Source organism: Metabacillus sp. SLBN-84, assembly GCF_053629595.1.
In genome coordinates, this window is the sequence record NZ_JBRJIP010000001.1 from 3,913,467 (window position 1) to 3,938,698 (window position 25,232).

Consider the following 25,232-nt stretch of genomic DNA (forward strand, 5'->3'; position numbering starts at 1 on the left):
AAATAAGATGAATTTTTTTAATAGACTGATAATTAATCTTGGAAATTCGGATTTATATTCAAAAAAGTCCATCCTTTATGCTATGATAATTATAAAAACGTTTTCAATCATCAGGGGGAAAGCTATGAAAACAGGAGGATTGGTGCAGCAGCTCTACACCGCAACCGAGTGGATCACACGAATCTTTACAGCCAACATCGTCTGGCTGTTCTTCAGTCTGCCCATTGTCTACTTATCCTTTAATCTATTTGCCGTCAAAGATCCGGCCGGCTTACTAGTAAACGGGCTGACAATCGCTATTTTTACACCTTTCATCCTTTTTCCGGCGACAACCGCTCTTTTCGGCCTCTCGCGGAAATGGATAACAGCAGACAGCCAGGTTCCGCTGCTCCGCACCTATTGGAAGCTCTACAAAGAAAACTACACCCGCAGCATGACCGGCGGACTGCTGATTGTCCCAATCTGGATCATCCTTGTCATCGACTACTTTTACTTCGCAAAATCCGGCTCGCCGCTGTATTATCTCTTTCTGGCAATCGGAGTATTCATGTTCGTGTTCACGATGCATTTCTTTTCAAACACCGTGCACTTTCATCTGACTTTGTTCCAGTCCCTCAAAAACTCTATGCTGCTTTCAATCGGAAAGCCCTTGCACACAATCGGGATTGCAGCAGGAGTCGGCGCTCTTTTTTATGTCAGCACGAGCGTTTTTCCTCTTCTCATTTTGCTTGGCTTTGGGAGTTTGACGGCCTGGGTTGCGTTTTATTTGTTTTCAAAGGCTGTTTGAACGGCCTTAGTGCAAGTGAAAAAACTCGTCATTTTGTATGGCGAGTTTTTTTAGTATTTGTTGCTGTAAGATTTCATTCAAATTCATCTATTATCTCAACCACTTCTATTTTCCCATTGACCAAAAGCTCCGGCAGCTCATTTTCTTCGCGGTTCTCCCAATATGCCTTTGCCTGCTTCATCTTACTTGAAAACGGAATACAGTCTTCCTTTGGCAGCAGGCTGCCGTTGCCTTCAAAGCAGGTGCCTTCTACCTTAAGTTTTACAATCTGCAAAACGTTCCGGTTATAAGAATCAAAGATTCTTTTCCATTTCAGAATATCTTCATACGTTTTCGCTGCATATAAACAAGAAAGCCGTGAAGGGTAATCAGGGTAATCTTGTAATCTGACCATTTCAACGACTGCTTCTCTGACAGCTCTCATTGTTTTGTCCATGTACTTCAATGTTGTTTCTGCATCATCTTTATTCAATTTTAAACCATCATCACATATTCCATTCTGAAGAATCCGGTCAACTGTTTCACCTTTGGAATTTATAATATTGGGTTCAAAAAAGAATCGGAACAAAGAATTATGCTCATAATTGTCAAAGACAATGATCTGACCGGGACTCATTTTTTTCTTTGTGACTAGATGATACACGTAAAAGGGGTTGTTCATAGGTTCCTCCTGTTGACTGCTATTGAAAGATTATGTGAGTAGAACCCCAAGCACAATAAAAAGAAGGGAAACGGCAAAAAAGACAAGAAAAAAATATCCGAAGTAACGAATTGGTTTGGGCAGTTTTTTCATATCAGTCTGCGCAGGCAGTCCCTCTATTGTTTTCATGTGATCCACAGCATCATTGAATGGTTTTTGATCGGACATTTTGGGAACTCCTCCTTAAGGTTTGATTTTTAAGTAACCTTCGTAAACGCCACCAAATCTCCCTTATCACAGGATGAAAATCCGTTCTTTTCATAAAATGACCTAATTTCTTCTGACTCATCAGTCAGTAATACAGTTTGCCTGACGTCCTTGTATTGTTCCAGTACCAGCTTCAAAAGCTTTGAACCAACACCTCTGTTCCGGCAGGATCCAAGTACCAGTAAATCCTGAATATAAATAATGGTCTGCCCATCTCCAACCACTCTGACTAATCCAATTAACATCCCATGCTCCCAGGCAGTTATGACCACGAGAGAAGACTTGATCGCGTTCATCAGCCTTGGCATATCTTCTGTATAGGAAGTCCAATTTGCATCCCTGTACAAAAGCCCGACTTGTTTCTCATCTAGTATGTTCGTTTCTTTATAGGTAATATCCATCTACTTGCCTCCTCATGTTTTAAATATGAAGTAGTTTTCTTACCGCTGCTTAACCACATCTTCACCTTCTCTAACACATTTCATATTTATCTATAATTCCACCATAAACTGTTAAAACCTCTTAAACTCAAAAGATTCTCCTCCCAACGACGGTTTGACAAAATTAAACAGGTGAATGCAGCGTTTCCTGCGGATTGAAAGGAAATTAGTTACTTGAAAAGGACTGGTCGCTTAGACCAGTCCTATCATTGTTCATGCTATTTTATATTACACCTTGATACTTGGATTATTTATCAGACTACCTTATAACATGGGGGTTATTTTTAATCACATAGATTAGATTAATTTGATCATAAAATGCGATAGAATCTATAAAGCCAAAAACACATTCCAAACCATATGAGCTCCTATAACCAGCCACAGAGAGCGGGACAGCCCATAACCAATCCCAAAAGCAAATCCTTTAACAATTCCGCTGATAGGATCAGGGTGCATGATCCCGAACAAGACAGAAGTGAAAATGAGGCCCGCAAGAAAATGATACCGTTCTGTGAGGTATCTCTGCAGGATTCCTCTAAATGTCAGTTCCTCTGTAACTGGGACAAGCAATCCAATAACCAGCAGGTGAAGAAGGATTTCAGACACACTGTATCCCAAAAATGCTGTGCCGTCCATTACGGAAAAGAAACTTTCAAAAGGTGCTGTGCTGTCTTTAACAAGCCATTCATAGAGAACAGGAAGGCCCAGGGCTGCTGCAAATCCTGCGAGAAGCCTCCATAAAGATGTTCTTCCTTTTAATAGACTTTCTTTTCCGTAAGCCCATACAGATGGAAATATCTTAAACAGCAGGGCTACCAGCAAAACAGCCGTCCCCATTGCAGCTGCGCCATTGACTGTAACGATGTAATCTCTCGTATAAACGGGACCAAGAAAAATAAACACGCCCATAATCACCGAATAAAACACCGTATTCAAAGTTAAAAAAAGAGCTAAGAGCCCGCCCCTTGGCCGTTTTGATGCTGTTTCCCGCAATACAGGCTCAGTGCTCACCTTCATTCCTCCTCAATATAAGCCTTTTACATTTCTGACAACCCAGTTTGCCATCGCGATGCTTTCTTTTAATGATTGAAATTCCTCTTCCGCCCCTACAGCCGTTTCATGGTTCTCGACGGCTTTATCATGCAGGGCCTGAATGGCTTCCCCGTCGAGCTCTGATACGAGCCTTCCCTGAATTTGAACTAAGAAGGCTTTATACGATTCGTATGAATCAATTGCCGACAGACCTGATTTAAGTTCACTAAGCTCACTTTCAACCTTTGCCTCCATCTGCCTCTTCAGACTTTCCCTCTGACGGATCCGTTCAATTTCCCTGTTGATGGTTTTTTGAACACTTTCGATTTGCTCCATGATGGCGTCCTGCGCATCACCTATCTGTTCAGCTGCTTCTTTTTGGAGCTGTCTAAGCTGCGCGGTCGCATCTTCAAGCACATTTCCGATCATCCTGGTTTCCTCCCTTACTGTGAGAGCCAGCTGGCAAGCAGCCGGTCTCTATCCTCAAACTGAACTGCCATGCTTTCAAACAGCGATTGAATGCTTTCAAGATCTCTCATGGTTTTCTGCAGACTTGAGAGCGCGCGGTCCAGATCCGCATCCTCATAGAACATCGGAAGCCCTCCACTCTGGGACAGTGACAAATCACGGATCGCTTCCCTCACGTCTGCCTGTGACAGGAGATGAAACTCTCCCGAAAGCTTTGCGTCAAAGTGGCTGATGACATCCTGAACAGCTTCATTATGCACCTGTTCAAACTGCACCATTTTCATCTCAAACGCCTTCATCTCTTCCACCTTCTGCCCGATCATGTCTGCCATTTCCCTGACGGATGCCAGATCAAGCTTGATTGACCCGCTGCCGTCTGATGAAAGGGGTGTCCCATAGACAAACTCGTCTTTATTCCGGTTATAGAGATATGGCGTATTTTGAGAAGGATCGGTATTAATGGCGTTTCCGTTTTCATCAAATTTAAAGTTTTGTTCGTTCAGGCCGTGTGTCCCGTCTTCCATAACAGCTGTATCCGTTAAATAGCCAATTGTGCCTCCCAAAAACCCCGGTAAGCCAAACTTCCATGCAAAATTGCCATTATCCGTACGAAGCTGCCGGTCAAGCATTGGATTATGCGTATAATAGGTGGTTCCACCATGACGCTCATATTCAGAAGACCACCCCGCACCTACAGCATCGTATGGATCCACGAGATTAATAGCCGTTTTTTCAAATTCTCCGCTGTAGATTCTTTCTTTCATTTCATCCGTATATAGATTCATAATCGACGGACCGTTAAATCCGTACGAAAAGACTCCGTTATGAATCCCAGCATATTCAGCTTCGGCTTCTCCAAGGGAATGACCAGTAGCAGATATAGTGGAATCTTTATACTCTGCCTTCACCTCTGCAACAAGCTTATTGGACTGCTCGAACGCTGTATCTTTTTTTACCAGCTCATACTGGCCGTTCATCAGCAGGGCTTCCTGACCGGGGCTTCCCGTATACTTAACCAGAGTTTCAGTTCCTTTTTCCTTCAAATACAAGGTAGGAACCTTCGGATCCGCGCCCATTACCACATGTTTTCCATCAGATGTAAGCACATCGGTCGCTACCTGGCTCGTATCCGTCCCGGCAAAGCCGACCACAACATTTTCAGGAGTTTCACTCTTGATCCACTCTCCATTTACTTTTTCTCCCTGCGAAAAAACAAATGCATCAAGACCTGTGTGCGGATCTCTTTCTACTCGTTCTACAAACCAATACTCATCCGTATGAGCGTTTACCTTAATCTTTATAGGAACTTCAAGTTCATGGGCTTTCTCCAAACGCTCATAATTGTAAGTATTTGAAGAAATGGAATAATAGGTTTGTTCGGTAAGATTTGGAATATTTATTTCCTGTTTCATATACAACACCTTCTTATTTTTGTAAAATAAATAACAGAGAGGAGAATGAATGTGAAAAACAACAAATTCATCACCTTTAGTTTGATTACTTTAATCGTGTTAGGAGCTGTTCTGATGGGCTGCAACAATAGTACAAATGAACAATCGGAAAAAGAAGCAGAATTAGAAGAGGCAAAAAAAATTACAGAGAAACATATTAAAGAGAATTATAAAGACATTGACACCGTTACTTTTACAGAAAACAAAACCAATCCAATGGGCATTTTAGTTTTAGAAGGCTACATAAACAATGATAAAGAAAAAACTTTTTCACTTGACTACGACTACGGACAAAAAGACGTAATCGGAGGACTTGTACTGGCAGATATAAAATAGAGATGGATCAAACTTCATTACTATATAATGAAGTTTTTTTATTTCCTATAACTCACAAAATTGTCTTTTAAAGTCTATATCCCAAGTCACACAAGTTAAAACCACTTATTTCCATATACATTAAATGATTATAGGTATTTCCTCAGGTTTAGAAAAATTCAACAATTTTTATTTTCCAAATCCAACATTAGCGGTAAAAAATGAGAAATGCTATTAGAATAAGCTTTACAAGCCTGCTCGAACATCTAGTTCTTTTCTAACGGTTTATAAGTGATGAATACGTCTGCTTCTATGTTAAATTAAGGAAACTTATAATTAAACCCTGCAAATATCACTTTCTATTTTCAGGGTAATAAGACCTATGAATCAGATAATTTTAATGTTACTGTCAACATAAACATTACCCCGTTTATTCATACAGTCCCCCTTCAGCACATAATCCCCTCAAATAAATACAACCTAAACGGAAGGCTACTTAAAGACGGAGGTCTACTATCAGTGAAAAAATCAGCTGTCCTGCTAATCCTTTCTCTCGCTTTCATGCTATTGCCAAGCACAATCATTAAGCCCATTTCAGCAGCGCTATCCGACACCTCGATGCGGCTAATGACCTACAACGTCCGGTATCTGAACAGCTCAGATCCATCACCTCATACATGGGCAGAGAGGCTTCCTGCCATTGTGAAGCTGATTCAAAAGGAGAATCCGGATATTATCGGTACGCAGGAAGCTGTGTATCAGCAAATCCAGGCCCTTGATGCATCTCTGCCGGAGTACAACTGGGTTGGGATTGGAAGGGAAGGCGGAAGCAGCGGGGAATATACAGCCATCTTCTACAGAACTGACCGGTATGAACTGCTTGAGTACAATTACTTCTGGCTATCGGACACTCCGGAGACGGTTGGATCAAAGAATTGGGGCAATGTCATTTCGCGGATGGTGACGTGGGCGAAATTCTCAGATCGAAAAACAAATCAGTCCTTCTACGTTGTAAATACTCATTTCGACCATGTCTCGGCAGAAGCCAGGGAAAAAAGCGCCGGATTGATTCTGGAGAAGATCAAAAACTTCGATCCCGCTCTTCCCGTTCTGCTGACCGGAGATTTCAATGCAGCTCCAAACAGCCCACCTTATCAAATATTGACACGGGAAGGTGCATTCAAGGATTCATGGAAAACGGCAGCTGTGCGTGTTAATGAAGATCTCGGAACCTTCAACCGCTTCAGCGATCCAACAGGCGAGGGTCCAAAGCGCCGTATTGACTGGATTTTGACCAAGGGGAATGTTCTTGCTGACACTGTGAAAATTGTGAATGATTATGAAAACGGGCAGTTTCCAAGTGATCATTTTCCGGTTATGGCGGATATAAAAATATGGTTTAGAGTAATTGATTAACGGTTTGATGACATGGGCTCTGCCTCCCTGAAGATAGCTTCCGCCCAATATCTAAAAAACCTGCGCGCGTGTAAAGCCAAAAAAAGAACGCCACATTGTGACGTTCTTTTTTCTTGGATAATAACCGCATACTGTTTGTGCTCTGCGAAAGTTAACCGAATCTGCCGGTAATATAATCCTCTGTTCTTTTATCCTTTGGTACAGAAAAGATTTTATCTGTTTCGTCACTCTCAACAATTTCCCCATTAAGGAAAAATGCGGTCTTGTCAGACACGCGTGCAGCCTGCTGCATGTTATGAGTGACAATTACGATAGTGTAGTCTTTTTTCATGTTTGCAATCAATTCTTCTACTTTTAATGTCGAGATCGGGTCTAAAGCAGAAGTTGGCTCGTCCATTAAAATAATGTCCGGCTTCATGGCAATTGCACGTGCTATACAAATACGCTGCTGCTGACCTCCTGACAGTCCGAGTGCCGAGGTTTTCAGGCGGTCCTTGACTTCGTCCCAAATGGCTGCACCGCGCAAGCTTTCTTCAACAATGCCGTTCAATGTTTTTTTATTTTTAATTCCCTGCATCCTCGGGCCGTATGCCACATTATCGTAAATACTCATAGGAAACAAGTTTGCTTTTTGAAACACCATACCTACTTTTGTTCTGAGTTTGATTACATCATTCGATTGATAGATATTTTCTCCATCAATGAAAATGTCTCCGCTCAGCTTAACACCGTCAATCAAATCATTCATTCGGTTTAATGTACGTAAAAACGTCGACTTTCCGCATCCTGAAGGACCAATTAAGGCGGTAACCTCTTTTTCCTGAATATCCATTGAAACGGTATAAAGGGCCTGTTTTTCTCCGTAGAACAAATTTAAATCTCTTACACTGATTTTCGTATTCTTCCCGGCAGCCTGTTTCATCTCTGGGCCAGTGTTTTCATTATTGGGTTTAGTTATTGTGTTTTTCATTATCAAACACCTCTTTTAATAGTCAGCTTTGTTTAACTTTTTTGATATAGCCGTCGCCGAAAGGTTTAAAACCAGTATGATGACAATCAGGACAATCCCTACTGCAGCAGCAAGTTCGATGTCTCCGGCTTCCTGCGTAACCAGATAGGAATGAACAGTTAATGTTCTGGCCGAAGAGAAGACACTCTCTGGTATGGCTGCAACCGTACCAGCCGTTAAAAAGATGGCAGCTGATTCTCCGACAATCCTCCCAATGGAAAGAATAATCCCGGCCAATATTCCAGGTATCGCACTTGGTAAAATCACTTTATATAATGTCTGCAGCTTCGTCGTTCCCAGTGCAAGAGACCCTTCACGATAGGAACGAGGCACTGTTTTTAACGATTCTTCTGTTGTTCGGATAATGACAGGCAAGATGATAATGGTCAATGTAAGAGAGGCAGCGATAATTGACATACCTAACTTCAACGTAGTGACAAAGAATACCGCTCCAAACAATCCATAAATAATGGAGGGGATTCCGGTTAAACTTTCCGTCGCAAATCGAATCAGCCTGACAAGCCGTCCTTGCTTGGCATATTCCTGCAAGTACACAGCCGCCAGTATACCGATCGGGGTTGCAATGACTAATGAGATGACAATCGTATAAATGGTTGTCACAATCATCGGCCAAATGCCGCCGTCTCCTGATGGAGAATAATCGCTGAAGATAAAATCAAATGTAATCAGCCGGTATCCCTTATAAAAAATATATCCAACGATCGTGACGAGAACGGCAACTGTTAAAAAAGCTGAAAACCAAAGAAGTCCGCGCAGTATAGTATCTTTAATCTTTCTCAACTTAATTACCGCCTTTCGAACTGATTTTTGCCAGGACAAAATTCAGTAATAAGATAAAGGAGAATAACACAATCCCTGTCGCAAACAGCATTTCCTGATGTGTCCCTGCTGCATAGCCCATTTCCAGAGCAATGTTTGTCGTTAATGGACGTACACTGTCTGTTAGACTGGTTGGAATAATAAGACTATTTCCTGCTACTAAGATAACAGCCATCGTCTCGCCGATTGCCCGGCCCATGCCCAGCACAATTGCGGTCATGATGCCCGATTTAGCTGCAGGTACAATCACTTTAAAGATCGTGCCAATTTGAGATGCACCCAATGCCAGCGAACCTTCGCGATATGTTTTCGGAACAGCTCTCAGGGCAGTCTCTGATACTGTAACAACTGTAGGCAGCATCATAATTGCCAGCACAAGGATAACAGCCAGTAAGTTTTGTCCCTTCGGGAGATCCAAATTCGTCTGTAAAAAAGGAACAATAACAGCCAGTCCGAAAACGCCATATAATACAGATGGAATACCTGCAAGCAGCTGAACAGCAGGCGAAATAAATTTCGCTAAACTCTTTGGCGCAATTTCAGCTAAAAAAATCGCCGTAAACAGCGCTACAGGAACTCCTATAATTAAAGCACCTGCGGTAGCAAATACCGATGCCACAATCATTGGGAAAATCCCGAATTTGTCTTCACTTGGAACCCAATCCACTCCGAAAAGGAAATTAAAAAAGCTGTACCCCTCTGCTATAAATGGATGGAATCCTTTGTAAAAGACAAATCCAATGATTAAAACTAAACTGATTACAGAGAGAAGGGCACAAAACAGAAAGATTCTCCCTGATAATTTTTCAAGCATATATTTTCTTTTATTTGATTTTTGAATTTCATTGGTTTGTTTCTCTGTAGACGGGCTTGACATTCATCATTCCTCCATGATTGCTTTCACGATGGCGTGTATTACACCATTAGTTATTTTAAAGGGATAACTCCTGCTTCTGATGCAATTTTTTGTCCTTCTGGACTTAAAATATAATCAATAAACTGCTGTCCCTCATCACTTAAATTTTCATCCTTGTAGACAAATAAGAACGGGCGGGACAGGCTGTATTTCTGCTGCAGAACATTTTCCGCTGTAGGCTCCACACCATTAACTTTCATAGTGGAAACAGATTCATCAATGTATTCGAATGAAACAAATCCTACTGCATGTTTATTAGTCGCAACAGTTGTTTTGATATTGCCGTTTCCGCTCGCAACAATTGAACTTCTGACTAACTCCCCTGATGAATAGCCCACTATTTCCTGGAAAGCATCACGGGAACCTGAGCCATCCTCCCTTGAAACAACGACGATCTCCATGTCATCTCCGCCAAGCTCGCTCCAGTTTGTAATCTCACCCGTGAAAATCTGTTTAACCTGATCCATTGTAAGATTCTTTACTTTGTTGCTTGGATGAGTAACAACTACAATGCCATCATAAGCGATAATGCTCTCCGTTAAGCCATTCGCTTTTTCGTCCTCTTTTAAATCACGGGAAGACATGCCAATCTCTGACACACCATTTGTCGCATTTGTTATTCCAGCAGAAGAGCCTATTTGATTAATTTCTATATTTAAATCACTTTGTTTTTCAAATTTATCTGCTAATTTTTCAGCTAAAGGTCCAACAGATGTTGATCCTGAAATGGATAGAGTATATTTATTACCGTTTGAGGATTCTTCATCAGAACCTCCGCATGCCGATAAAATAACGGTCAGGGAAAGCACCATAAATCCTATCGTTGTTCTTCTTATAAAGTTCATTTCTAAACCTCCAAGATAATCTATTGGCAACTTCTCTAGATTAAATCCAGAATGTAAATAAACAATTAAGACATTGTAAAGGTTTTGTAAATTCGTGAATTTAACGTAAATATTATGTAAACAATGTTAAAAGTTACCTTTACTTACGTTTAAAAATTATACCCGTTCGAGAATATACATGAATCTGTAAAATAAATCCAAAGGAAAGAAGAGCATGTTTTCAGTGAAAACTTGCTCTTCTTTCCTTTTATATGTCCTTCTCACATGCCAGTTAACGCTTTTGAAAAGCTATAACCCCCGGCATCTTGTTATACCTTTTTAAAGGCTGAATCTATCCTGATCTGATTCACAGATTGACAAACAACTTCATACATTTCCTTCATTCCGACCTCCGATGCGTCAAAAGAATACGCATTGTCGCTTCTAATCCCAATATTCTCAGCTTCTTTTGCAACATCTATGTTCGCGCCCATAAAAATGAATTCCCACCTGTATGTTTCCTGCTGATGCTTGATGAGTTCATGGACTTTATCATATGAGAATTCTTTACTGGCATTTTCCTGTCCGTCCGTTGTAATGACAAAAATCACTTTGTCGGGACGCTGTTCTTCCGAAGTCTTTGAAAGTCTTCGGCCCACATCGGTAATCGTTTTACCAATGGCATCTAAAAGGGCAGTCAGTCCTCTGACATAGTAGTCTTCCACGGTCAGTTTGCAGGATTTTGCATCTTCGCCCTTCCAAAGCACTTCATATTCATCATCGAATAATACAGTGGTCAGCACTGTATCTCCTTCAAGCCTGCACTGATTTTCAATAAAAGAATTGAACCCTCCAATAACATCCTGTTCAAGTCCGCCCATTGATCCGCTGCGGTCCAGCAGAAAGACAATTTCAGTTAAGTTATGATTCATGTTCATCAGCCTCCATACATATTCATGGTATAATCTTATCAATAATTATCCATATAATGGTCGCTTTGAAAGCGACATTTGGAGGCGGTCATTTGCTTACTCAACCATTTATAGATGAACTGAAAGACTACATAGACAACGCATTATTTTCTTCAGATTTTATTTGCTATTCACCGGCATCAGAAAATATTCTGGTGTATTCGCCTGAAATCATTTCTCAGGATATCGAAGATTACATAGACAACAACCGCCAGCCTGTTTTAAACCAGGTGTTATTTGACTTGATTGATAAACGGGGCCTTACTGATGCACAAGTGTACAATAAGGCCGGATTAGACAGAAAGCTGTTTTCGAAAATAAGAACAAACCCCTCCTATAAGCCTAAGAAACATACGCTTGTATCCATTGCATTCGCATTGAAGTTAAGTAAAGATGAGTTTGACAGTTTCTTAGAAACCGGTGGTTATTCACTTTCAAACAGCGACACACAAGATCTTATCATTAAGTTCTTTCTTGAGGAAAAAAGATATGACATCGACGAACTAAACGAAGCATTTAACAGGTTCATCTCTAAAAAGCAAAAAGCTGAAAGTCTGCTGGTAAACAATAAATAACAAGCTCGGACATTTTCTAATGTTTACTTGTATATGCCTCACAAGTAATCAAGACTAGTAAAGATAAGAATGACACCCACTATGCACATGATCCAAGAAAGAGCCGATCCAGATTGAGCAGCTATCTTCAAGCGCAGCTGCTCAAGTTTTTTTTGCATGCTGTGCCCAAGAAGAAGAGATAACATATACAGCAAAAGAGAAGGCATCACCATAATAAAATTGTACCCGGCTAAAACAGGAGACCATTCCGTCCACGGCAGATTAGAAGCAGTCATAATACCGATTGCAGTAAAATAAGGGAATGCGGTGCCTGCTTCTGCGATTGAGGCAGTGAGTCCCAGAGCTGCAGCCGATCGGACACCAGCGAATTTTGAATAGGACGGGACTGAACGTTTTCTTGCCGGCACATAAAAACTTGCGATGAACAGAAAGACTCCAGTTAGAAAGACTGTCCAGCTAACAAAGCGAATTTGAAAAAAATCAGAGATAATGTCAGCCAGAAAACCTAACCCCAGCATCAGAAAGACTCCAACAGTAAAATAAAACCCGGCAACTGTCAGCAAAAAAACCATTAGCCGTTTGGCAAACCCCTCTTTGTTTCCAAGCAGCATATACACGGTTATCCCCAATGTAGCAGGACTTAATGTATCCAAAAGGGCAAGACCGCCAATGGCAAGAAGCATTTCACTATTCATCGCTCTGTCTTGACGAAGAGGCATTCTCATTTCGCACATAAATTTCATGTGCCCGTGTCATAAACTCAAGCAAATCGTCTTCAATAGGATACAGCCCCATCTTCTCTGACTGTTCTTGCGATATTCTTATATTCCAAAGCTTATCTAAAAATTCGTTCTCGCCATCAAATTCTTCTATACGCTTTTCATCCATCCTTCTTATAATCGTTTGAACTTCAGGTGTATCTGGCCCATCCTTCATGCAGCGCTTCAACTGACCAATCAGCTTCATCCATTCCAGCGAATCCCCTTTTGCCATATTGGGAACCTTATTCAATAATTGGATTTCTTTCTCCCTGAATACAGCTTCACGGTACTTCCTTTGTATCTTTTTGTCTCTGCTTGATACGTGCATAAGCTTTTGAACCGCAATCCATTCTTCCTCTCCTTCAACAGCTATTCCATGGATGAGCTCCCGCAGGGACTGTTCAACCTTCTTCAGGTTTTCGATTTCTTCTAATATAAAAGATAACTGGCTCTTTAAGTGAACCGACCAATTCCACTCATTTGAAGCGAGCATTTCCCGAATCTCATTTAATTGAAACCCTGCCTTTTTTAAAAATTGAATCTGCTGCAGTTTTTTGATTTCAGTGTTTGAATATAATCGATGACCTCCTTCCGTTTTGGACGCAGGCCTCAACAAACCGATCTTATCGTAGTGACGCAGCGTTCTGACTGTAACACCTGTTTTCTCCGCCACTTTGTTAATGTGCATCAAGCTGTATCCCCCCGATTCGTTTTAGGTAAGCTATTCTTCTTTACGAAAATACATTTTTAATAAATACCCTGCACCCAGGCCAATCAGCGCTCCCGGAAACGCATTGTCCAGGACCAGCCCGATTCCAGCTCCTATAATGACACATCCATAAATGACAATATCCTCCTGTTTCATAAAAAAACCTCCCCGCTTCAAGCAGTATTGTTTTAAAGGGTGCATCACCAGCTGTTTATCAGTATATAAGATGACGCAGCGTCAACTTCAAGTTCCATTTGCAGAAAAAGCCTGACACGTTACCTTGGCCAGGCTTTTTACTTTTCGCCTATTGGCGCTGAGCTTAAAATAGAGGTTGAAAATCTATGAATCTATATTTATAATTATGCATGTAAATGAATTTTAATAAAGGGAGACACTCATGCAAAAACAGATTTTCACTATACTCACTATTCTATTTCTGCTAATCTCATCAGCAGGAGCAGCTTCGGCTGTCACATATTCCCCGTCATTGGTACATAAAAAAGGCGCAATGGCTTATCAGCATACGAAATACCTGTCTGAAAAAATCGGCCAGCGAGTAATGGGCACTCCAGGGGAAACGGCAGCAAAAACCTATATCCATGATCAATTTAAGCGCATGGGTTACAAGCCGGCTGAACAATCTTTCACATTTACGAGAAAAGGAAAGTACTACTCATCTGTAAATGTTCTGGCCTATAAAAAAGGCAAATCAAGCAAGCAAATCATTGTCGGCGCGCACTATGATTCTGTTGCAACGGGCAAAGGAGCTGACGATAATGCATCAGGCGTCGGAGTGATGCTTGAAGTGGCAGAAGTTCTTAAAAAGAAAAAGACTCCATATTCCATCGTATTCGTTGCCTTCGGCGCTGAAGAAGGCGGATTAAACGGATCAAACCATTACGCCAAACAAATGACCGCAAAAGACATTGAGAACACAGTCGGCATGATCAACCTGGACAGCCTTGCAGCAGGCGACAAAATGTACGTGCACGGCAGCGCAGGCGAGGATGGCTTTATTCGTGACCAGGCAGTGAACATTTCTAAAAAGAAAAAACTCGATATCGGCATCAACCCAGGATTAAATCCTGACTATCCGGCAGGCACAACAGGAGATTGGAGCGACCATGCACCATTCGATAAACTCGGTATTCCTTTCGCGTACTTTGAATCTACCAACTGGGAAATCGGTGACCTTGACGGGTATGAGCAAACGGAAGAATACGGCGGAATCTGGCATACAGAAAACGATACTCTTGCTTTCATTGAGGAAGTATTTCCAGGCAGAACAGAGGAACGCTTATCCTCTTACAGCCAGGTGCTGACTGAGCTTTTGAAGCATATGAATAACCCAAGTCTATCAAACAAATAGAATGAAAAAAGAAAGGCAGACGCCTTTCTTTTTGTTTTGTCCATATAACATTACATCTTCTCAGCAATCCTTTTCAGCTCCAATGCACGAGCAGCAATAAACTTATTCATATATCTTTCCAGAAATAACAGATCAGCTGTCTTTCCAAAAATGCCAAAAGGAGATTCATAGGAAAAGACATCCTTCATGATTGTTCCTGTGCCGCTTTCTTGGAATTCGTGCGTATGCGTGAATGAACGGAAAGCTCCCTTAACCATAACATCTGTAAATCGATAGGGCTTCTCCATCTCAATAATTTTAGCTGTTAATGTCTGCCTCACTCCAAGATGAACAGCTTCCCAAGTGACTGAATCGCCAAGTTCCATCAAGCCGCTGGTAACACCGTCAACGGCTCTTTCCTGAGTTTTTCCTGTCGTTTCCATATGGACATCTACGCTGCGTGCAAGGTCGAAACAGATTTCAATGGGTGCCTGGATAAAAATTTCGTGCTTAATTGTAGGCATAGCAGGTACCTCTCATCTATTGGATACACCAATTGTAAGCAACGGCTGACTAGTAGACAAGAAAGACGATTACATTTGATGCGCTACCTTATTAAACCGTCATCCTCCAACTAGACACAGCCAGCCAGGCCTCACGCTCTTTATAATCAGGCATAATCTTCCCGACCAGTCTCCAGAACGACCGGTCGGGAAGCATGGGGACGGTTCTGCTGCTTCCTCATTACAAGTATGGTAGCAAGAAAACCGTCCCTGCGCTTCTTCAATTTGATATAGAAGGCTTGGCTCCCAACTTCTAAGTGCCTGTCTACCTGGTCATCCAGGTGCTTATAGTAAATCAGAAGATTCCCATCTTCTGCCTTTTCCTTCAGTTCAAGAGTGAATGTCACTTTATCCCCTCTGTTGAAGCTTCTATTTGTTTATCATAATCGGTCACGACGTCGTCTACTTTTTCTCTCATACAAACTAGGCAAATCAAGCAAAAATCATCGTTGGCGCCCACTATGACTCTGTTGCAACAGGCAAAGGAGACCACGATAATGCATCAGGCGTTGGTGTTATGCTGGAAGTCGCTGAGGTCTTGAAAAAAGTATCAACACCTTATTCCTTCGTCTTTGTAGCATATGGAGCTGAAGAAGGCGGTCTGAACGTTTCAAACTATTACGTGAAGCAAACGACAGCAAAAGAAATTAAGAACACAGTCGGAATGATCAACCTGGACAGCCTTGCAGCTGGAGACAAAATGTATGTCCACGGCAGCGCAGGCGAAGCTGTCTTCATCCGTGACCAGGCGATGAACATTGCTAACAAGAAAAAACTCGCCATTGGCATCAACACAGGTCTGAACCCTGAATATCCAGCTGGCACAACAGGAGACTGGAGTGACCATGCCCCATTCAATGAACTGGGTATACCATTCGCATACTTTGAATCTACTAACTGGAAAATTGGTGAATTAGATGGATATGAGCATACGGAAGAGATGGCGGGATTTGGCATACAGAGAATGATACACTTGCTTATATTGAAGGAGCGATTGACAACTTAAAGTCAGGTTCTTACTGAGTTGTTGAAGTTTATGAATAAGACAAGCACGTCTAAATAAGCACCATAATGAATGAAAAACAAGACAGGAAACGTTGTTTCCTGTCTTGTTTTCTCTTATACTCTTGCATTCAATAACTCTTCAACTTCCTCCGCAGTCGGATAAGAAGACTGTGTTCCACGTTTAGTAACACTCAATGCCGCAAATGCTGTAGCCATTTTTATAGATTGAAGCACGTCCCCTTTTTTTGCAAAATAGTGTGCAAAGCATCCAATGAATGCATCACCTGCTCCAGTGGTATCAATCGCTGCCACTTTATGTGACTCGATAACTTCTGTTTTTTCCTTCGCAACCCACATTACACCGCGGCTGCCCATTGTCACAATGACATCTTTTACTCCTTTTTCAATGAGGACGGTTGCTGCTGCTTTGACTTGCTCATCAGACTCTACTGGCATGCCAGTCAAGATCTCAAGTTCACTTTCATTCGGGATGAAAAAGTCGCTTTTGCATACATATTCAAAATCCAAGTCCTTAGATGCAGGTGCCGGATTCAAGATAACTGGAATACCATGCTCATTACCAAATTCAATTGCGCGGTAAACCGTTGGAAGCGGAACTTCAAGCTGAAGAACAATAAGAGAACATTTTTTAAGCTTTTCTTCTGCCCGGTCTACATCATCTGGCTGCAAGTGCTGGTTCGCTCCTTTTATGATCAGGATGCGGTTCTTTGACTCCGGGTCTACAAAAATCGGTGCTACACCACTTGAAGTGCCTGGTACTTTCTTTGTAAACTCCGTATCGATTCCATAGTTTTCAAGGTTTTGAATCGTATTATCTGCAAAAAGGTCATCACCAACTTTGGTGATCATCATTACTTTAGAGCCCATTTTGGCAGCTGCAACTGCCTGGTTTGCTCCTTTGCCGCCGCAGCCGATTTCAAAGTCAGGTGCCTCAAGAGTTTCTCCTTCTTTAGGCATTTTATCAATGTATGAGATAAGATCCACCATGTTGGATCCGATTACTGCTATATCCATGTTCTTTTCCTCCTTATTTTTTTCCGGTTACAACCGTGAATGATCGTTCTTCCCCTGCAGCAAGCGAAATTAGTGTTCCAGCTTTCTCGGCAGCCTTAAAGCCTTCAGGACGGCATGTTGCCGGCAGGACAAACGCTCCCACCTGCTGGTCCTTATTATGTAATAACCATCTTGTCGCATAATTTAATTCCGCTGTATTAAATTTCGTAAAGAACGTTAAGCCATTTGGTGAAACCATTTCAAACTCTGCTACGTCTTGGTATTGGTTGAGTGCATCTGCAAAAAACACAATCTCAGGATCATACATATCTGGATTGGTTAATTGAGTGAGCGATTGTTCGCCATTCAATAGCTTCTTGTTATAATTCAACCATTTTCCAGTCGGTTTCACATGATCTGGAATCGATTCCCTAAGCTTGAAAGTATCCTGTGGAATATTCTGCTTCATCACTGCCTGATCAAGATAAGCATAATTTGTATGGCACATATATTGAAGCGGCATAGCTGTACCTGAGAGGTTTTTCACCGTCATATTCATCTTAATGAAAGATTCTCCGTTTATCATTTTAACACTAGGTGAAGCCATATAATGATGGCCGAAGCCTCTGACATACTCTGTCTCACCGCACACTTTAATGTCTTTATCCGAAATCTCAAGCCACACTCTGTCCATTTCTGCACATGCCATTTCTCCGTGGAGTTCATGATTATCCTCGGGACCTGGGCATCCATTGCTGATTAAGCCTGAATGAAAAGCGAAGCAGCCATATGTATCAATTACCTGTTCTGCCCTTTTAGGCTGAGAGAACATGTTTTTCATTTTAAGATCGGCACCGTCAAATTCCAAATCCCAAATCATCTGCCCCATATATGGAAGCACAACCATTCTGCCGCGGGAATTTTTCAGTTCAATCGCTTCAACACCAGATGGATATTTAAATAAGCTTACAGTAAATTCAGTGTTTCTAAAAATCAATTTGCTGCTTTCTGAGAAAAATGCACGCTGTAATTCTATCATACCTGTCATTCTTTCCATTCCTTTCAAGCCCATATAGATCGGGCAGCCAGGTAAGCGGCTGCCTAATCTATTAGATTGGAGTTTAAGTCTTACGCTGTGGCTTTTGTTTTTACTTCCTCAGCGTTTTTTTGTGTTTTCATTTCACCGTAGAAATAAAAACCTACATAAACAAAGCAAGCCATTGATACAAGGAAAGCCGTCTGCATAGAACCGAAGATATCAGAGGCAAACCCCTGAACGGCTGGGACAACAGCTCCCCCGACTATTGCCATTACAAGAATGGCGCCTGCTGTTTCTGTGTATTTTTTCTCTTTAACGACTTCAAGCGTTTCTGCATAAATTGTCGGCCAGCAAGGTCCAAACAGCATGCTCACAGCAACAGCTGCATACACCGCTGTCATGTTCGGCACGAATGCCACATAAGCGAGCAGAGCTGAACCGATGATTGAATACGTAACCAAAACCTTCGACGGTGAAAAACGAGTCATTAAGAAATTTGCGATGAATTTGCCAATAAAGAAGGCAATAAAGCTGTATATCATAAAGTTTGAAGCTGTACGTTCATTAATGTCAGGATTAAGATCCAGCGCTAGACGAATTGTAAAGGACCAAACTGTTACCTGCATTCCTACATATAAAAATTGAGCGGCAATTCCCTTGCGGAAACGTTTGATGCCAGCTAAATATTTTAGTGTCTGCAAGATGCCAGGTGCTTTCTCTGAAGCTTTGCTGCTTTTCACTTCAGGTTTACAAGATGGGAATTTCGTCAGAACAAACAGAATAAGTACACCGACAAGAACAAAGATAATATATTTATAAGGTTCAAGAGTATGCTCTAGCATTTTCAATCCAAAAGCCTGCGCTTCTGCCGGAGTCATCGTCGCCATTTGAGCTTCAAGACTAGCGCCTTCCTGGAACACAAGATATTTTCCAAGCAGGATTCCGGAAATGGCACCAATCGGGTAAAACGTCTGGCTGATGTTCAATCGGAGAATCGCATACTTGCGCGGTCCAATCATCGAACTATATGTATTCGCAGCCGTTTCAAGGAAACCTAAGCCAATCGCAATTGAAAAAATGGCAAATAAGAACATTGTGTAAGTGGCCATATGTGATGCCGGGTAAAACAGTGAACAGCCCACAATATAGAAAAGCAAACCTGTTAGAATCGCAAATTTATAATTTGTTTTTTTAATGACCATAGAAGCAGGAATCGCTACTAGGAAATAACCTCCGTAAAAAGCACTCTGCACTAAAGCGCTTGCAAAATCACTAAGTTCAAACACATGCTTGAACTGTGTAATCAGAATATCATTCAAGCTTGCCGCCACTGCCCATAACGGGAACAGGAGAGACAATAGGATAAACTGAAAAATTGGTGTGCGGTTCAAATACCCATCCTGAAGCTGAATAATGTTGTTTGTTTTCATTTCTAACATCCCCTTTTGTCCTTTGTAATCTATTACTCAATAAAATTAGTATCCGCCTTCAACAGCTTCACCGTTCATAATCTTTACACCTGAGCTTGCCCCGATGCGGTTCGCACCAGCCTCAGCCATAGCTCTCAAATCGTTCAAATCGCGAATGCCTCCAGATGCCTTTACGCCAGCCTTGTCTCCAACAACCTTTCGCATTAATGTTACATCTTCAACCGTCGCTCCCCCTGTTGAAAATCCAGTAGACGTTTTGACAAAATCGGCACCAGCGCTAAGGGAAAGCCCACAAGCACGTACCTTTTCTTCTTCAGTAAGCAGTGATGTCTCGATAATGACCTTCACAATCGCTTTTGATTCAGCGGCTTCAACAACCGCTCGAATGTCAGCTTCAACCGCTTCCTCTGCTCCTGATTTTAAAAGACCAATTGCCAAGACCATGTCCACTTCTCCAGCGCCATTTTGAATAGCATCCGCTGTTTCTGCAGCTTTAACTGCAGTTGTTGAAGCTCCGAGAGGAAAACCAATAACCGTACAAACCTTTACATCGCTTCCTTTAAGCTCCTGTGCCGCCGTTTTAACCCATACTGGATTTACACAAACTGATGCAAATCCATATTCTCTCGCTTCTTCACAAAGCTTCACAATCTGTTCTTTCGTTGCCTCTGCTTTTAACAGGGTATGGTCAATCATTTTTGCTGTGTTCATATCCATTTCTCCTCTTTCCTAGTAGAATGAAACGCTTTCATTATATAGAAAGGGTTAGGATCAAATTTGATCCATTGGTACCCTATTCTTATTCTCAGACTGGTTGATTCGCAAATCGGCAAGATTCCCTGATCTTCAGCTCTGGAGACAATAAATACTCCCGCTTCGGAAGAGCTCCTTTAAATGAAATCCTCTCATGAAGCAGCTGAAAAGCAATCTCACCAATCGCATTCATGGGTCTTGCAACAACACTAAGCTTAGGATTCAAGAATGTTGCAATGTCCACTTCATCAAACCCAATGAACGAAACCTCGCTGCCAAGCTTCCAGTTCAATTCATCCAGCGCTTTCATACAGCCGATTGTCATCAAGTTGTTGGAAGAAAAAATCGCAGTCGGCTGATCATCCAGCTCAAAAAGCTTCTTTGTACTCTCGATACCGCTCTGCTCTCCGAAATCCCCATGAATAACATACCGCTCGTCCAATTCGATGTTGTAATCCTCAAGTGCTTCCTTATAACCTAAGAACCTCTCAAGTCCAGGAGTCGTTTTCTGCGGCCCACATATAATCGCAATCTTTTTATGCCCCTGAAGGATCAAATGCTGAACCGCCTGGTAAGATCCCTTCTTGTTATCCACGAGAACGGTGTCTACATCGAATTTCTTGATACTACGATCAACCGCCACAACTGGAATCCCCTGCTCATGAAGCAGCCTCAAGTGGTCCCCGTTTTCATTGGCAGTCGTAATAATGACACCATCAACACCTCTTTCAATAAAATTCTTTACAATCTCCTCTTCAACTTTCGGAGATTCATTTGTACTGCTCAAAATCGTAAAGAATTCCTTCTCACGGGCTTTCTGTTCAATCCCTGCCATAACCAGAGGAAAGAACGGGTTCTTAATATCAGGAACAATCACGCCAATAGTATTCGTTTCTTTTCTCTTCATCGTTCTGGCTGCTGCACTGCGGATATAGCCCAGTTCCTCTATCGCCTTAAGGATCCGTTCCTCCGTTACTCTGCGAACGCCACCCTGATTATTAATAACCCGGGACACAGTTGCAATCGAAACATCTGCAAGCTTAGCCACATCTTGAATATTTGGTTTCGCTTCCACTTATCAACACTCCAAAAATGTAAACGTTTAGATTTTTATATAAATAAAGGCTATTAACGTGATTTTAACTATGTAATCCTAACTCTTAAAATGTAAACGTTTAGATTATGTTCTTGGAAATAGATTAGCATGTTTGATACGGGATAGCAAGAAGTTTTTGAATGCGGTTTCAAACTTAGACTTTTATATAAAAAAGGCGGCTCTTAGTTTCATATCAGAGCCGCCTAATTTAAACCGTCATCCTCCAACTAGACACAGCCAGCCAGGCCTCACGCTCTTTATAATCAGGCATAATCTTCCCGACCAGTCTCCAGAACGACCGGTCGTGATTCAGATGCACCATGTGGCACATTTCGTGCACAACGACATAGTCAATTACCTCTTGGGGAGCCATCGCAAGCTTCCAGTTGAAGGTGAGCTCCAGGTTTCCGTTGCACGTCCCCCAGTTCTTCTTGCTGTCGACAATTTTGACAGAGCGGGGCTTCATTTTAAAATGGGATTGATGGGATTTGATGCTCTTTTCCACAATGGATTTGCACTGTTGGTAATAGTAGCGTTTTAGCGCCTGTCTGATGCTGGCATCCTCCTGCTGCTTTACTTGAATGCGCAGGGTTTTCCCGTCAAATACCACGTTGTCCTTTTCAGTGATCTCATCGTGCGTAATGCTGATGGGGTACGCCTTTCCCAAATATAGAAAAGTCTCCCCGTATTCATAGGTTTTCTTCAGCGTGCCCTGCATCCTGGCCTGCACGTCCTTCAGCTTTTCCTGAATCAGTGCCCAGTTTGCCTCAAGCACCTGATGCACTTGCTCTTCGCTTGTGCCCTTCGGAGCCAGGACCTCCACAATCCCGTACTGGTCCATGCGCAGCCCGATGGAGGTGCGGTTTTTATGCGTCACCTCATACCGGATTGTTTCTCCTGCATATGTGTGGATCATCTTTTACGCTCCTCGGTATTTAACAGCCAGTCCCTTTAAAAAGTTCCGGGCGAACTTATCTCCGCATGCTTTGTAATTTTTATGGCCTTCTTTTCTGAGGAGAGCACCGAGTTCTCCTTTAGTCACCTGCAACCCTGCCAGGTCAAAGATCTCAATCATTTCCTCAGTTGTGAGCGCAAGAGCAATTTTCACTTTTTTCAAAAGATGATTGTTTACGTTCGTGCTTCTGCCAAGCGTCAGTTCCGGTGTCTCTGCCCCAGGCTTCGGACCGCGTTTGAAAGTAATCAGTCCATTCAAGAACGACTCAAACATCACATTATCGCACGTAATATTTTCTTCCTCTGAATCAGACTTTGTCAAAATGAGCGGCAGCTCCAGGGGACTTACTTCGATCCCGCCAAGCTTAAAAATCTCGACCATCTCTGCATTTTTCAAATCCAGCGCATATCGTAAGCGAATTAAAATATCGTTATTATCCATTATATGACCTCCTGTCCGTCAGTTACCAATTAACCGGCGGGTGTTTGCGTGATTGCTTTGTTCATTATAAAGGGTAGACGGCCAATAATAAAGCCTGCCCCCTAAAGGACAGGCTTCCGCGTTATTCTTTCAGCCATTCTTCCATTGCTTCATCAAGTTCCGCCGTGACTTGCACCCTCCGTTCATGCAGCCCGCCCAGCTTTTCATAGTCCAGTTCAGCCGCCATTAAGGAATCGAGATGAACTAATTCCTTTTCAAGCCGCTCAACCTTCGCCAGAGTAGTTTCAGCCGCTTCCATTTGCTTCACAGTTTCCACTCGTTTTTTCACTTTAACAATTGTCTGCGGAGGAATCTGCTTTACCTTCTGCCGCTTGTACTCATCATAGTTTCCAAAATAGCTTTTAAACGAAAAATCCTCAAGCGCCACAATCCGCTGACTGATCTTATTGATAAAATACCGGTCATGCGAGATAAAGAAAATGGTTCCGGTGAACTCTTCCAGCGCTTCTTCAAGAGTTTCAATCGAATCAATATCCAAGTGATTCGTCGGTTCATCCAGGATCAGCAAGTTCACATCCTGAAACAGCAGCATCCCAAGCTTCAGCCTGATCCGCTCTCCCCCTGACAGCTGATTCACTTTTTTGAAGACCGTATTTTTATAAAACATAAATTTCGCCAAATACTCCCGTGACTTGCCCTCCGGAATCGAGATATCTTCTCTGAAGCATTCAAGGACGGTGTGCTGCTCGTTGTTAAAAGTGATTTTCTGCGGCAAATAGGCAGCCATCACATTCGCACCAGCCTCGACCACCCCCGCATCCGGCTTCACTTCTCCAAGCAGCATTTTCAAAAATGTCGTTTTTCCGCTGCCGTTCCCTCCAATCAGACCGACCCGTTCCCCGTAGCGGATCATCAGGTCTGCATTTTTAAGGAGCACCTTATCTCCGTAGCTTTTCGAAAGACCCGCCGCTTTAATTGTTTCATTCCCGGACCGTTCCGCCTGTTTAACGTTTAGTCTCAGATTCCGTCTTTCAAAAACCGGCTTATCAATCCGCTCCATCTTCGCGAGCTTTTTCTGAATGCTCGCTGCCCGTTTGAAGAACTTGGTGTTGTCGGCACGCATCGCCCAGTCTCTGAGGTCCTTAACTGTAGTTTCCATGGAATTGATTTTCTTTTGCTGCTCACGAAAATGCTCAAACTGAATCCGCATGTTTTCTTCCTTTTGACTCACAAACGAGGAGTAGTTCCCCTTATAAGTGATGGATTCCATGTCTTCAATCTCCACGATTTTGGTCACAACTTGATCAAGAAAATAACGGTCATGCGAGACGATGATGACGATCCCCTTATAGCTTTTCAAATAGCCTTCAAGCCATTCAAGAGCCTCCATATCCAAATGATTCGTCGGCTCATCCAGCAGAAGAATGTCCGGATCATGCACTAATAGCTTCCCAAGCATGACCGTCGTCTTCTCCCCGCCGCTAAGCAAATCAAAGTCCTGATCCAAGAAAGCATCGCTGAATTTCAGCCCCGTGCACACCTTTCCAAGCTTCTCCTGAATCTCATAGCCGCCCTTGCCTTCATACAGCTGGACTAGCTCGCTGTATTTCATCAGGCCCTTCTCAAGAGCAGCATCCGTAAGAGTCTGCATCTGCTCCTCTAAATCGCGCATCTGCTTCTCAATCTTATGAACATCCTCAAACGCCATGTTCAGCACATCTATTACCTTCAGTCCTTCAGGAAAAGACGGCATCTGTTCCAAATACGCGATGGTCGCTCCCCTCGGCCGGTGGATCAGCCCCTCATCATACCCGGGACTCGAAGTCTGCGGATAACCCGGATAGTAATGCATCTTCAAAATACCGGCAATCAGCTTTAAAACCGTACTCTTGCCGCTTCCGTTGGCTCCGACAATCCCAACCTTATCTCCGGCATACACCTCGAAGCTGATATTCCTCAGCACAAGGGTCGCCTCCATATATTTCTTCACACCCTGCAGCGTCAACTCAAACACAAAATCCCCTTCTTTCATCATTGTGTGAGTTATGCCGTCTATGGACAGGGCAAAGAAGTCAGTTACTATTCTTTTTTCACATGCAAAAAGGCCGCAAGAAGAGATCTCTTCCTACAGCCTAAAATCGTCCGAAATTATAATTGGGGTAAGCTT

Annotated in this window: 30 protein-coding genes and 1 pseudogene; 6 read left to right on the forward strand and 25 right to left on the reverse strand. The window is 42.4% G+C overall.

The window, feature by feature from the left end; all coding sequences use genetic code 11:
* Positions 1 to 124 precede the first annotated feature (124 nt).
* Complete coding sequence (locus RKD52_RS19755; RefSeq protein ID WP_454101049.1) at positions 125 to 787, forward strand: YesL family protein; 663 nt, start codon at positions 125 to 127, stop codon at positions 785 to 787.
* Positions 788 to 860: 73 nt separating this feature from the next.
* Here the strand turns inward: RKD52_RS19755 and RKD52_RS19760 are convergent, their stop codons facing one another.
* The 6 genes from RKD52_RS19760 to RKD52_RS19785 form a co-directional block, all read right to left on the reverse strand.
* The gene (locus RKD52_RS19760) at positions 861 to 1,448 is read right to left on the reverse strand and encodes a DUF2441 domain-containing protein (protein ID WP_454101050.1); all 588 of its coding nucleotides are present in this window, start codon (positions 1,446 to 1,448) and stop codon (positions 861 to 863) included.
* Positions 1,449 to 1,478: 30 nt separating this feature from the next.
* Entirely contained in the window at positions 1,479 to 1,655 is a 177-nt protein-coding gene (locus RKD52_RS19765) for an amino acid transporter (RefSeq protein ID WP_454101051.1), read from the reverse strand.
* Positions 1,656 to 1,684: 29 nt separating this feature from the next.
* Positions 1,685 to 2,095 (reverse strand): GNAT family N-acetyltransferase, encoded by a 411-nt coding sequence (locus RKD52_RS19770; RefSeq protein ID WP_454101052.1) that lies wholly within the window; start codon positions 2,093 to 2,095, stop codon positions 1,685 to 1,687.
* A gap of 369 nt (positions 2,096 to 2,464) precedes the next feature.
* On the reverse strand, positions 2,465 to 3,145 hold the full coding sequence (locus tag RKD52_RS19775) for a CPBP family intramembrane glutamic endopeptidase (protein WP_454101053.1): 681 nt from the start codon (positions 3,143 to 3,145) through the stop codon (positions 2,465 to 2,467).
* Between the two features lie 12 nt (positions 3,146 to 3,157).
* Positions 3,158 to 3,595 (reverse strand): hypothetical protein, encoded by a 438-nt coding sequence (locus tag RKD52_RS19780; protein ID WP_454101054.1) that lies wholly within the window; start codon positions 3,593 to 3,595, stop codon positions 3,158 to 3,160.
* Between the two features lie 14 nt (positions 3,596 to 3,609).
* Positions 3,610 to 5,046, reverse strand: coding sequence for a hypothetical protein (locus RKD52_RS19785; protein ID WP_454101055.1), 1,437 nt, complete (start codon positions 5,044 to 5,046; stop codon positions 3,610 to 3,612).
* Between the two features lie 51 nt (positions 5,047 to 5,097).
* Between RKD52_RS19785 and RKD52_RS19790 the strand changes: the two genes are divergently transcribed.
* A complete protein-coding gene (locus tag RKD52_RS19790; RefSeq protein ID WP_161781226.1) occupies positions 5,098 to 5,421 on the forward strand; it encodes a DUF1433 domain-containing protein in 324 nt (107 codons plus the stop codon).
* A gap of 498 nt (positions 5,422 to 5,919) precedes the next feature.
* A complete protein-coding gene (locus RKD52_RS19795; RefSeq protein ID WP_454101056.1) occupies positions 5,920 to 6,816 on the forward strand; it encodes an endonuclease/exonuclease/phosphatase family protein in 897 nt (298 codons plus the stop codon).
* A 151-nt stretch (positions 6,817 to 6,967) separates the two neighbouring features.
* On the opposite strand, the gene pstB is transcribed toward RKD52_RS19795, so the two are convergent.
* The 5 genes from pstB to RKD52_RS19820 all read right to left on the reverse strand — a co-directional run bounded on the left by pstB (position 6,968) and on the right by RKD52_RS19820 (position 11,337).
* Positions 6,968 to 7,738: a phosphate ABC transporter ATP-binding protein PstB gene (gene pstB, locus RKD52_RS19800; protein ID WP_454101276.1), complete on the reverse strand. Its 771-nt coding sequence runs from the start codon at positions 7,736 to 7,738 to the stop codon at positions 6,968 to 6,970.
* 63 nt (positions 7,739 to 7,801) lie between these two features.
* Positions 7,802 to 8,626, reverse strand: a complete 825-nt coding sequence (pstA, locus tag RKD52_RS19805) for a phosphate ABC transporter permease PstA (protein WP_454101057.1) — start codon at positions 8,624 to 8,626, stop codon at positions 7,802 to 7,804.
* A gap of 1 nt (position 8,627) precedes the next feature.
* The gene (pstC, locus tag RKD52_RS19810; RefSeq protein ID WP_454101058.1) at positions 8,628 to 9,542 is read right to left on the reverse strand and encodes a phosphate ABC transporter permease subunit PstC; all 915 of its coding nucleotides are present in this window, start codon (positions 9,540 to 9,542) and stop codon (positions 8,628 to 8,630) included.
* Between the two features lie 50 nt (positions 9,543 to 9,592).
* Entirely contained in the window at positions 9,593 to 10,426 is an 834-nt protein-coding gene (locus RKD52_RS19815) for a phosphate ABC transporter substrate-binding protein (RefSeq protein WP_454101059.1), read from the reverse strand.
* Positions 10,427 to 10,734: 308 nt separating this feature from the next.
* Complete coding sequence (locus tag RKD52_RS19820) at positions 10,735 to 11,337, reverse strand: vWA domain-containing protein (RefSeq protein WP_454101060.1); 603 nt, start codon at positions 11,335 to 11,337, stop codon at positions 10,735 to 10,737.
* 92 nt (positions 11,338 to 11,429) lie between these two features.
* On the opposite strand from RKD52_RS19820, the gene RKD52_RS19825 reads away from it, so the two are divergent.
* On the forward strand, positions 11,430 to 11,951 hold the full coding sequence (locus RKD52_RS19825) for a hypothetical protein (protein WP_454101061.1): 522 nt from the start codon (positions 11,430 to 11,432) through the stop codon (positions 11,949 to 11,951).
* A gap of 38 nt (positions 11,952 to 11,989) precedes the next feature.
* On the opposite strand, the gene RKD52_RS19830 is transcribed toward RKD52_RS19825, so the two are convergent.
* From RKD52_RS19830 to RKD52_RS19840, 3 genes are read right to left on the reverse strand one after another with little or no spacing between them, the layout of a single operon-like run.
* Positions 11,990 to 12,646 carry a GAP family protein gene (locus RKD52_RS19830; RefSeq protein WP_454101277.1) on the reverse strand — a complete coding sequence of 219 codons (657 nt, stop codon included), beginning with the start codon at positions 12,644 to 12,646 and terminating at the stop codon, positions 11,990 to 11,992.
* Positions 12,639 to 13,403 carry a MerR family transcriptional regulator gene (locus RKD52_RS19835; protein WP_454101062.1) on the reverse strand — a complete coding sequence of 255 codons (765 nt, stop codon included), beginning with the start codon at positions 13,401 to 13,403 and terminating at the stop codon, positions 12,639 to 12,641. Before RKD52_RS19835 ends, RKD52_RS19830 begins: the two co-directional genes overlap by 8 nt.
* A gap of 30 nt (positions 13,404 to 13,433) precedes the next feature.
* Positions 13,434 to 13,577, reverse strand: coding sequence for a hypothetical protein (locus RKD52_RS19840; RefSeq protein ID WP_454101063.1), 144 nt, complete (start codon positions 13,575 to 13,577; stop codon positions 13,434 to 13,436).
* Between the two features lie 241 nt (positions 13,578 to 13,818).
* On the opposite strand from RKD52_RS19840, the gene RKD52_RS19845 reads away from it, so the two are divergent.
* On the forward strand, positions 13,819 to 14,790 hold the full coding sequence (locus RKD52_RS19845) for a M20/M25/M40 family metallo-hydrolase (RefSeq protein WP_454101064.1): 972 nt from the start codon (positions 13,819 to 13,821) through the stop codon (positions 14,788 to 14,790).
* 50 nt (positions 14,791 to 14,840) lie between these two features.
* Here RKD52_RS19845 and RKD52_RS19850 read toward each other — a convergent pair whose 3' ends face one another.
* From RKD52_RS19850 to RKD52_RS19860, 3 genes and pseudogenes are all read right to left on the reverse strand, one after another.
* Entirely contained in the window at positions 14,841 to 15,293 is a 453-nt protein-coding gene (locus RKD52_RS19850) for an SRPBCC family protein (RefSeq protein ID WP_454101065.1), read from the reverse strand.
* Between the two features lie 91 nt (positions 15,294 to 15,384).
* A pseudogene (locus RKD52_RS19855) lies at positions 15,385 to 15,480 on the reverse strand (M48 family peptidase); the annotation flags it as partial.
* Positions 15,440 to 15,679: a hypothetical protein gene (locus RKD52_RS19860; RefSeq protein ID WP_454101282.1), complete on the reverse strand. Its 240-nt coding sequence runs from the start codon at positions 15,677 to 15,679 to the stop codon at positions 15,440 to 15,442. The gene RKD52_RS19860 and the pseudogene RKD52_RS19855, both read right to left, overlap by 41 nt.
* 98 nt (positions 15,680 to 15,777) lie before the next feature.
* On the opposite strand from RKD52_RS19860, the gene RKD52_RS19865 reads away from it, so the two are divergent.
* The gene (locus RKD52_RS19865; RefSeq protein ID WP_454101278.1) at positions 15,778 to 16,338 is read left to right on the forward strand and encodes a M28 family peptidase; all 561 of its coding nucleotides are present in this window, start codon (positions 15,778 to 15,780) and stop codon (positions 16,336 to 16,338) included.
* A gap of 113 nt (positions 16,339 to 16,451) precedes the next feature.
* Here RKD52_RS19865 and rbsK read toward each other — a convergent pair whose 3' ends face one another.
* From rbsK to abc-f, 8 genes are all read right to left on the reverse strand, one after another.
* Positions 16,452 to 17,372, reverse strand: a complete 921-nt coding sequence (gene rbsK / locus RKD52_RS19870) for a ribokinase (RefSeq protein WP_454101066.1) — start codon at positions 17,370 to 17,372, stop codon at positions 16,452 to 16,454.
* Between the two features lie 13 nt (positions 17,373 to 17,385).
* Positions 17,386 to 18,399 (reverse strand): aldose 1-epimerase family protein, encoded by a 1,014-nt coding sequence (locus RKD52_RS19875; protein ID WP_454101067.1) that lies wholly within the window; start codon positions 18,397 to 18,399, stop codon positions 17,386 to 17,388.
* An 80-nt stretch (positions 18,400 to 18,479) separates the two neighbouring features.
* On the reverse strand, positions 18,480 to 19,820 hold the full coding sequence (gene fucP / locus RKD52_RS19880; protein ID WP_454101068.1) for an L-fucose:H+ symporter permease: 1,341 nt from the start codon (positions 19,818 to 19,820) through the stop codon (positions 18,480 to 18,482).
* A gap of 45 nt (positions 19,821 to 19,865) precedes the next feature.
* Positions 19,866 to 20,537 carry a deoxyribose-phosphate aldolase gene (gene deoC, locus RKD52_RS19885; protein WP_454101069.1) on the reverse strand — a complete coding sequence of 224 codons (672 nt, stop codon included), beginning with the start codon at positions 20,535 to 20,537 and terminating at the stop codon, positions 19,866 to 19,868.
* Between the two features lie 88 nt (positions 20,538 to 20,625).
* Positions 20,626 to 21,648 carry a LacI family DNA-binding transcriptional regulator gene (locus RKD52_RS19890; RefSeq protein ID WP_454101070.1) on the reverse strand — a complete coding sequence of 341 codons (1,023 nt, stop codon included), beginning with the start codon at positions 21,646 to 21,648 and terminating at the stop codon, positions 20,626 to 20,628.
* 229 nt (positions 21,649 to 21,877) lie between these two features.
* A complete protein-coding gene (locus RKD52_RS19895; protein WP_454101071.1) occupies positions 21,878 to 22,585 on the reverse strand; it encodes a M48 family metallopeptidase in 708 nt (235 codons plus the stop codon).
* A 3-nt stretch (positions 22,586 to 22,588) separates the two neighbouring features.
* On the reverse strand, positions 22,589 to 23,065 hold the full coding sequence (locus RKD52_RS19900; RefSeq protein ID WP_411334343.1) for a YehS family protein: 477 nt from the start codon (positions 23,063 to 23,065) through the stop codon (positions 22,589 to 22,591).
* Between the two features lie 121 nt (positions 23,066 to 23,186).
* A complete protein-coding gene (gene abc-f, locus RKD52_RS19905) occupies positions 23,187 to 25,079 on the reverse strand; it encodes a ribosomal protection-like ABC-F family protein (protein ID WP_454101072.1) in 1,893 nt (630 codons plus the stop codon).
* Positions 25,080 to 25,232 lie beyond the last annotated feature (153 nt).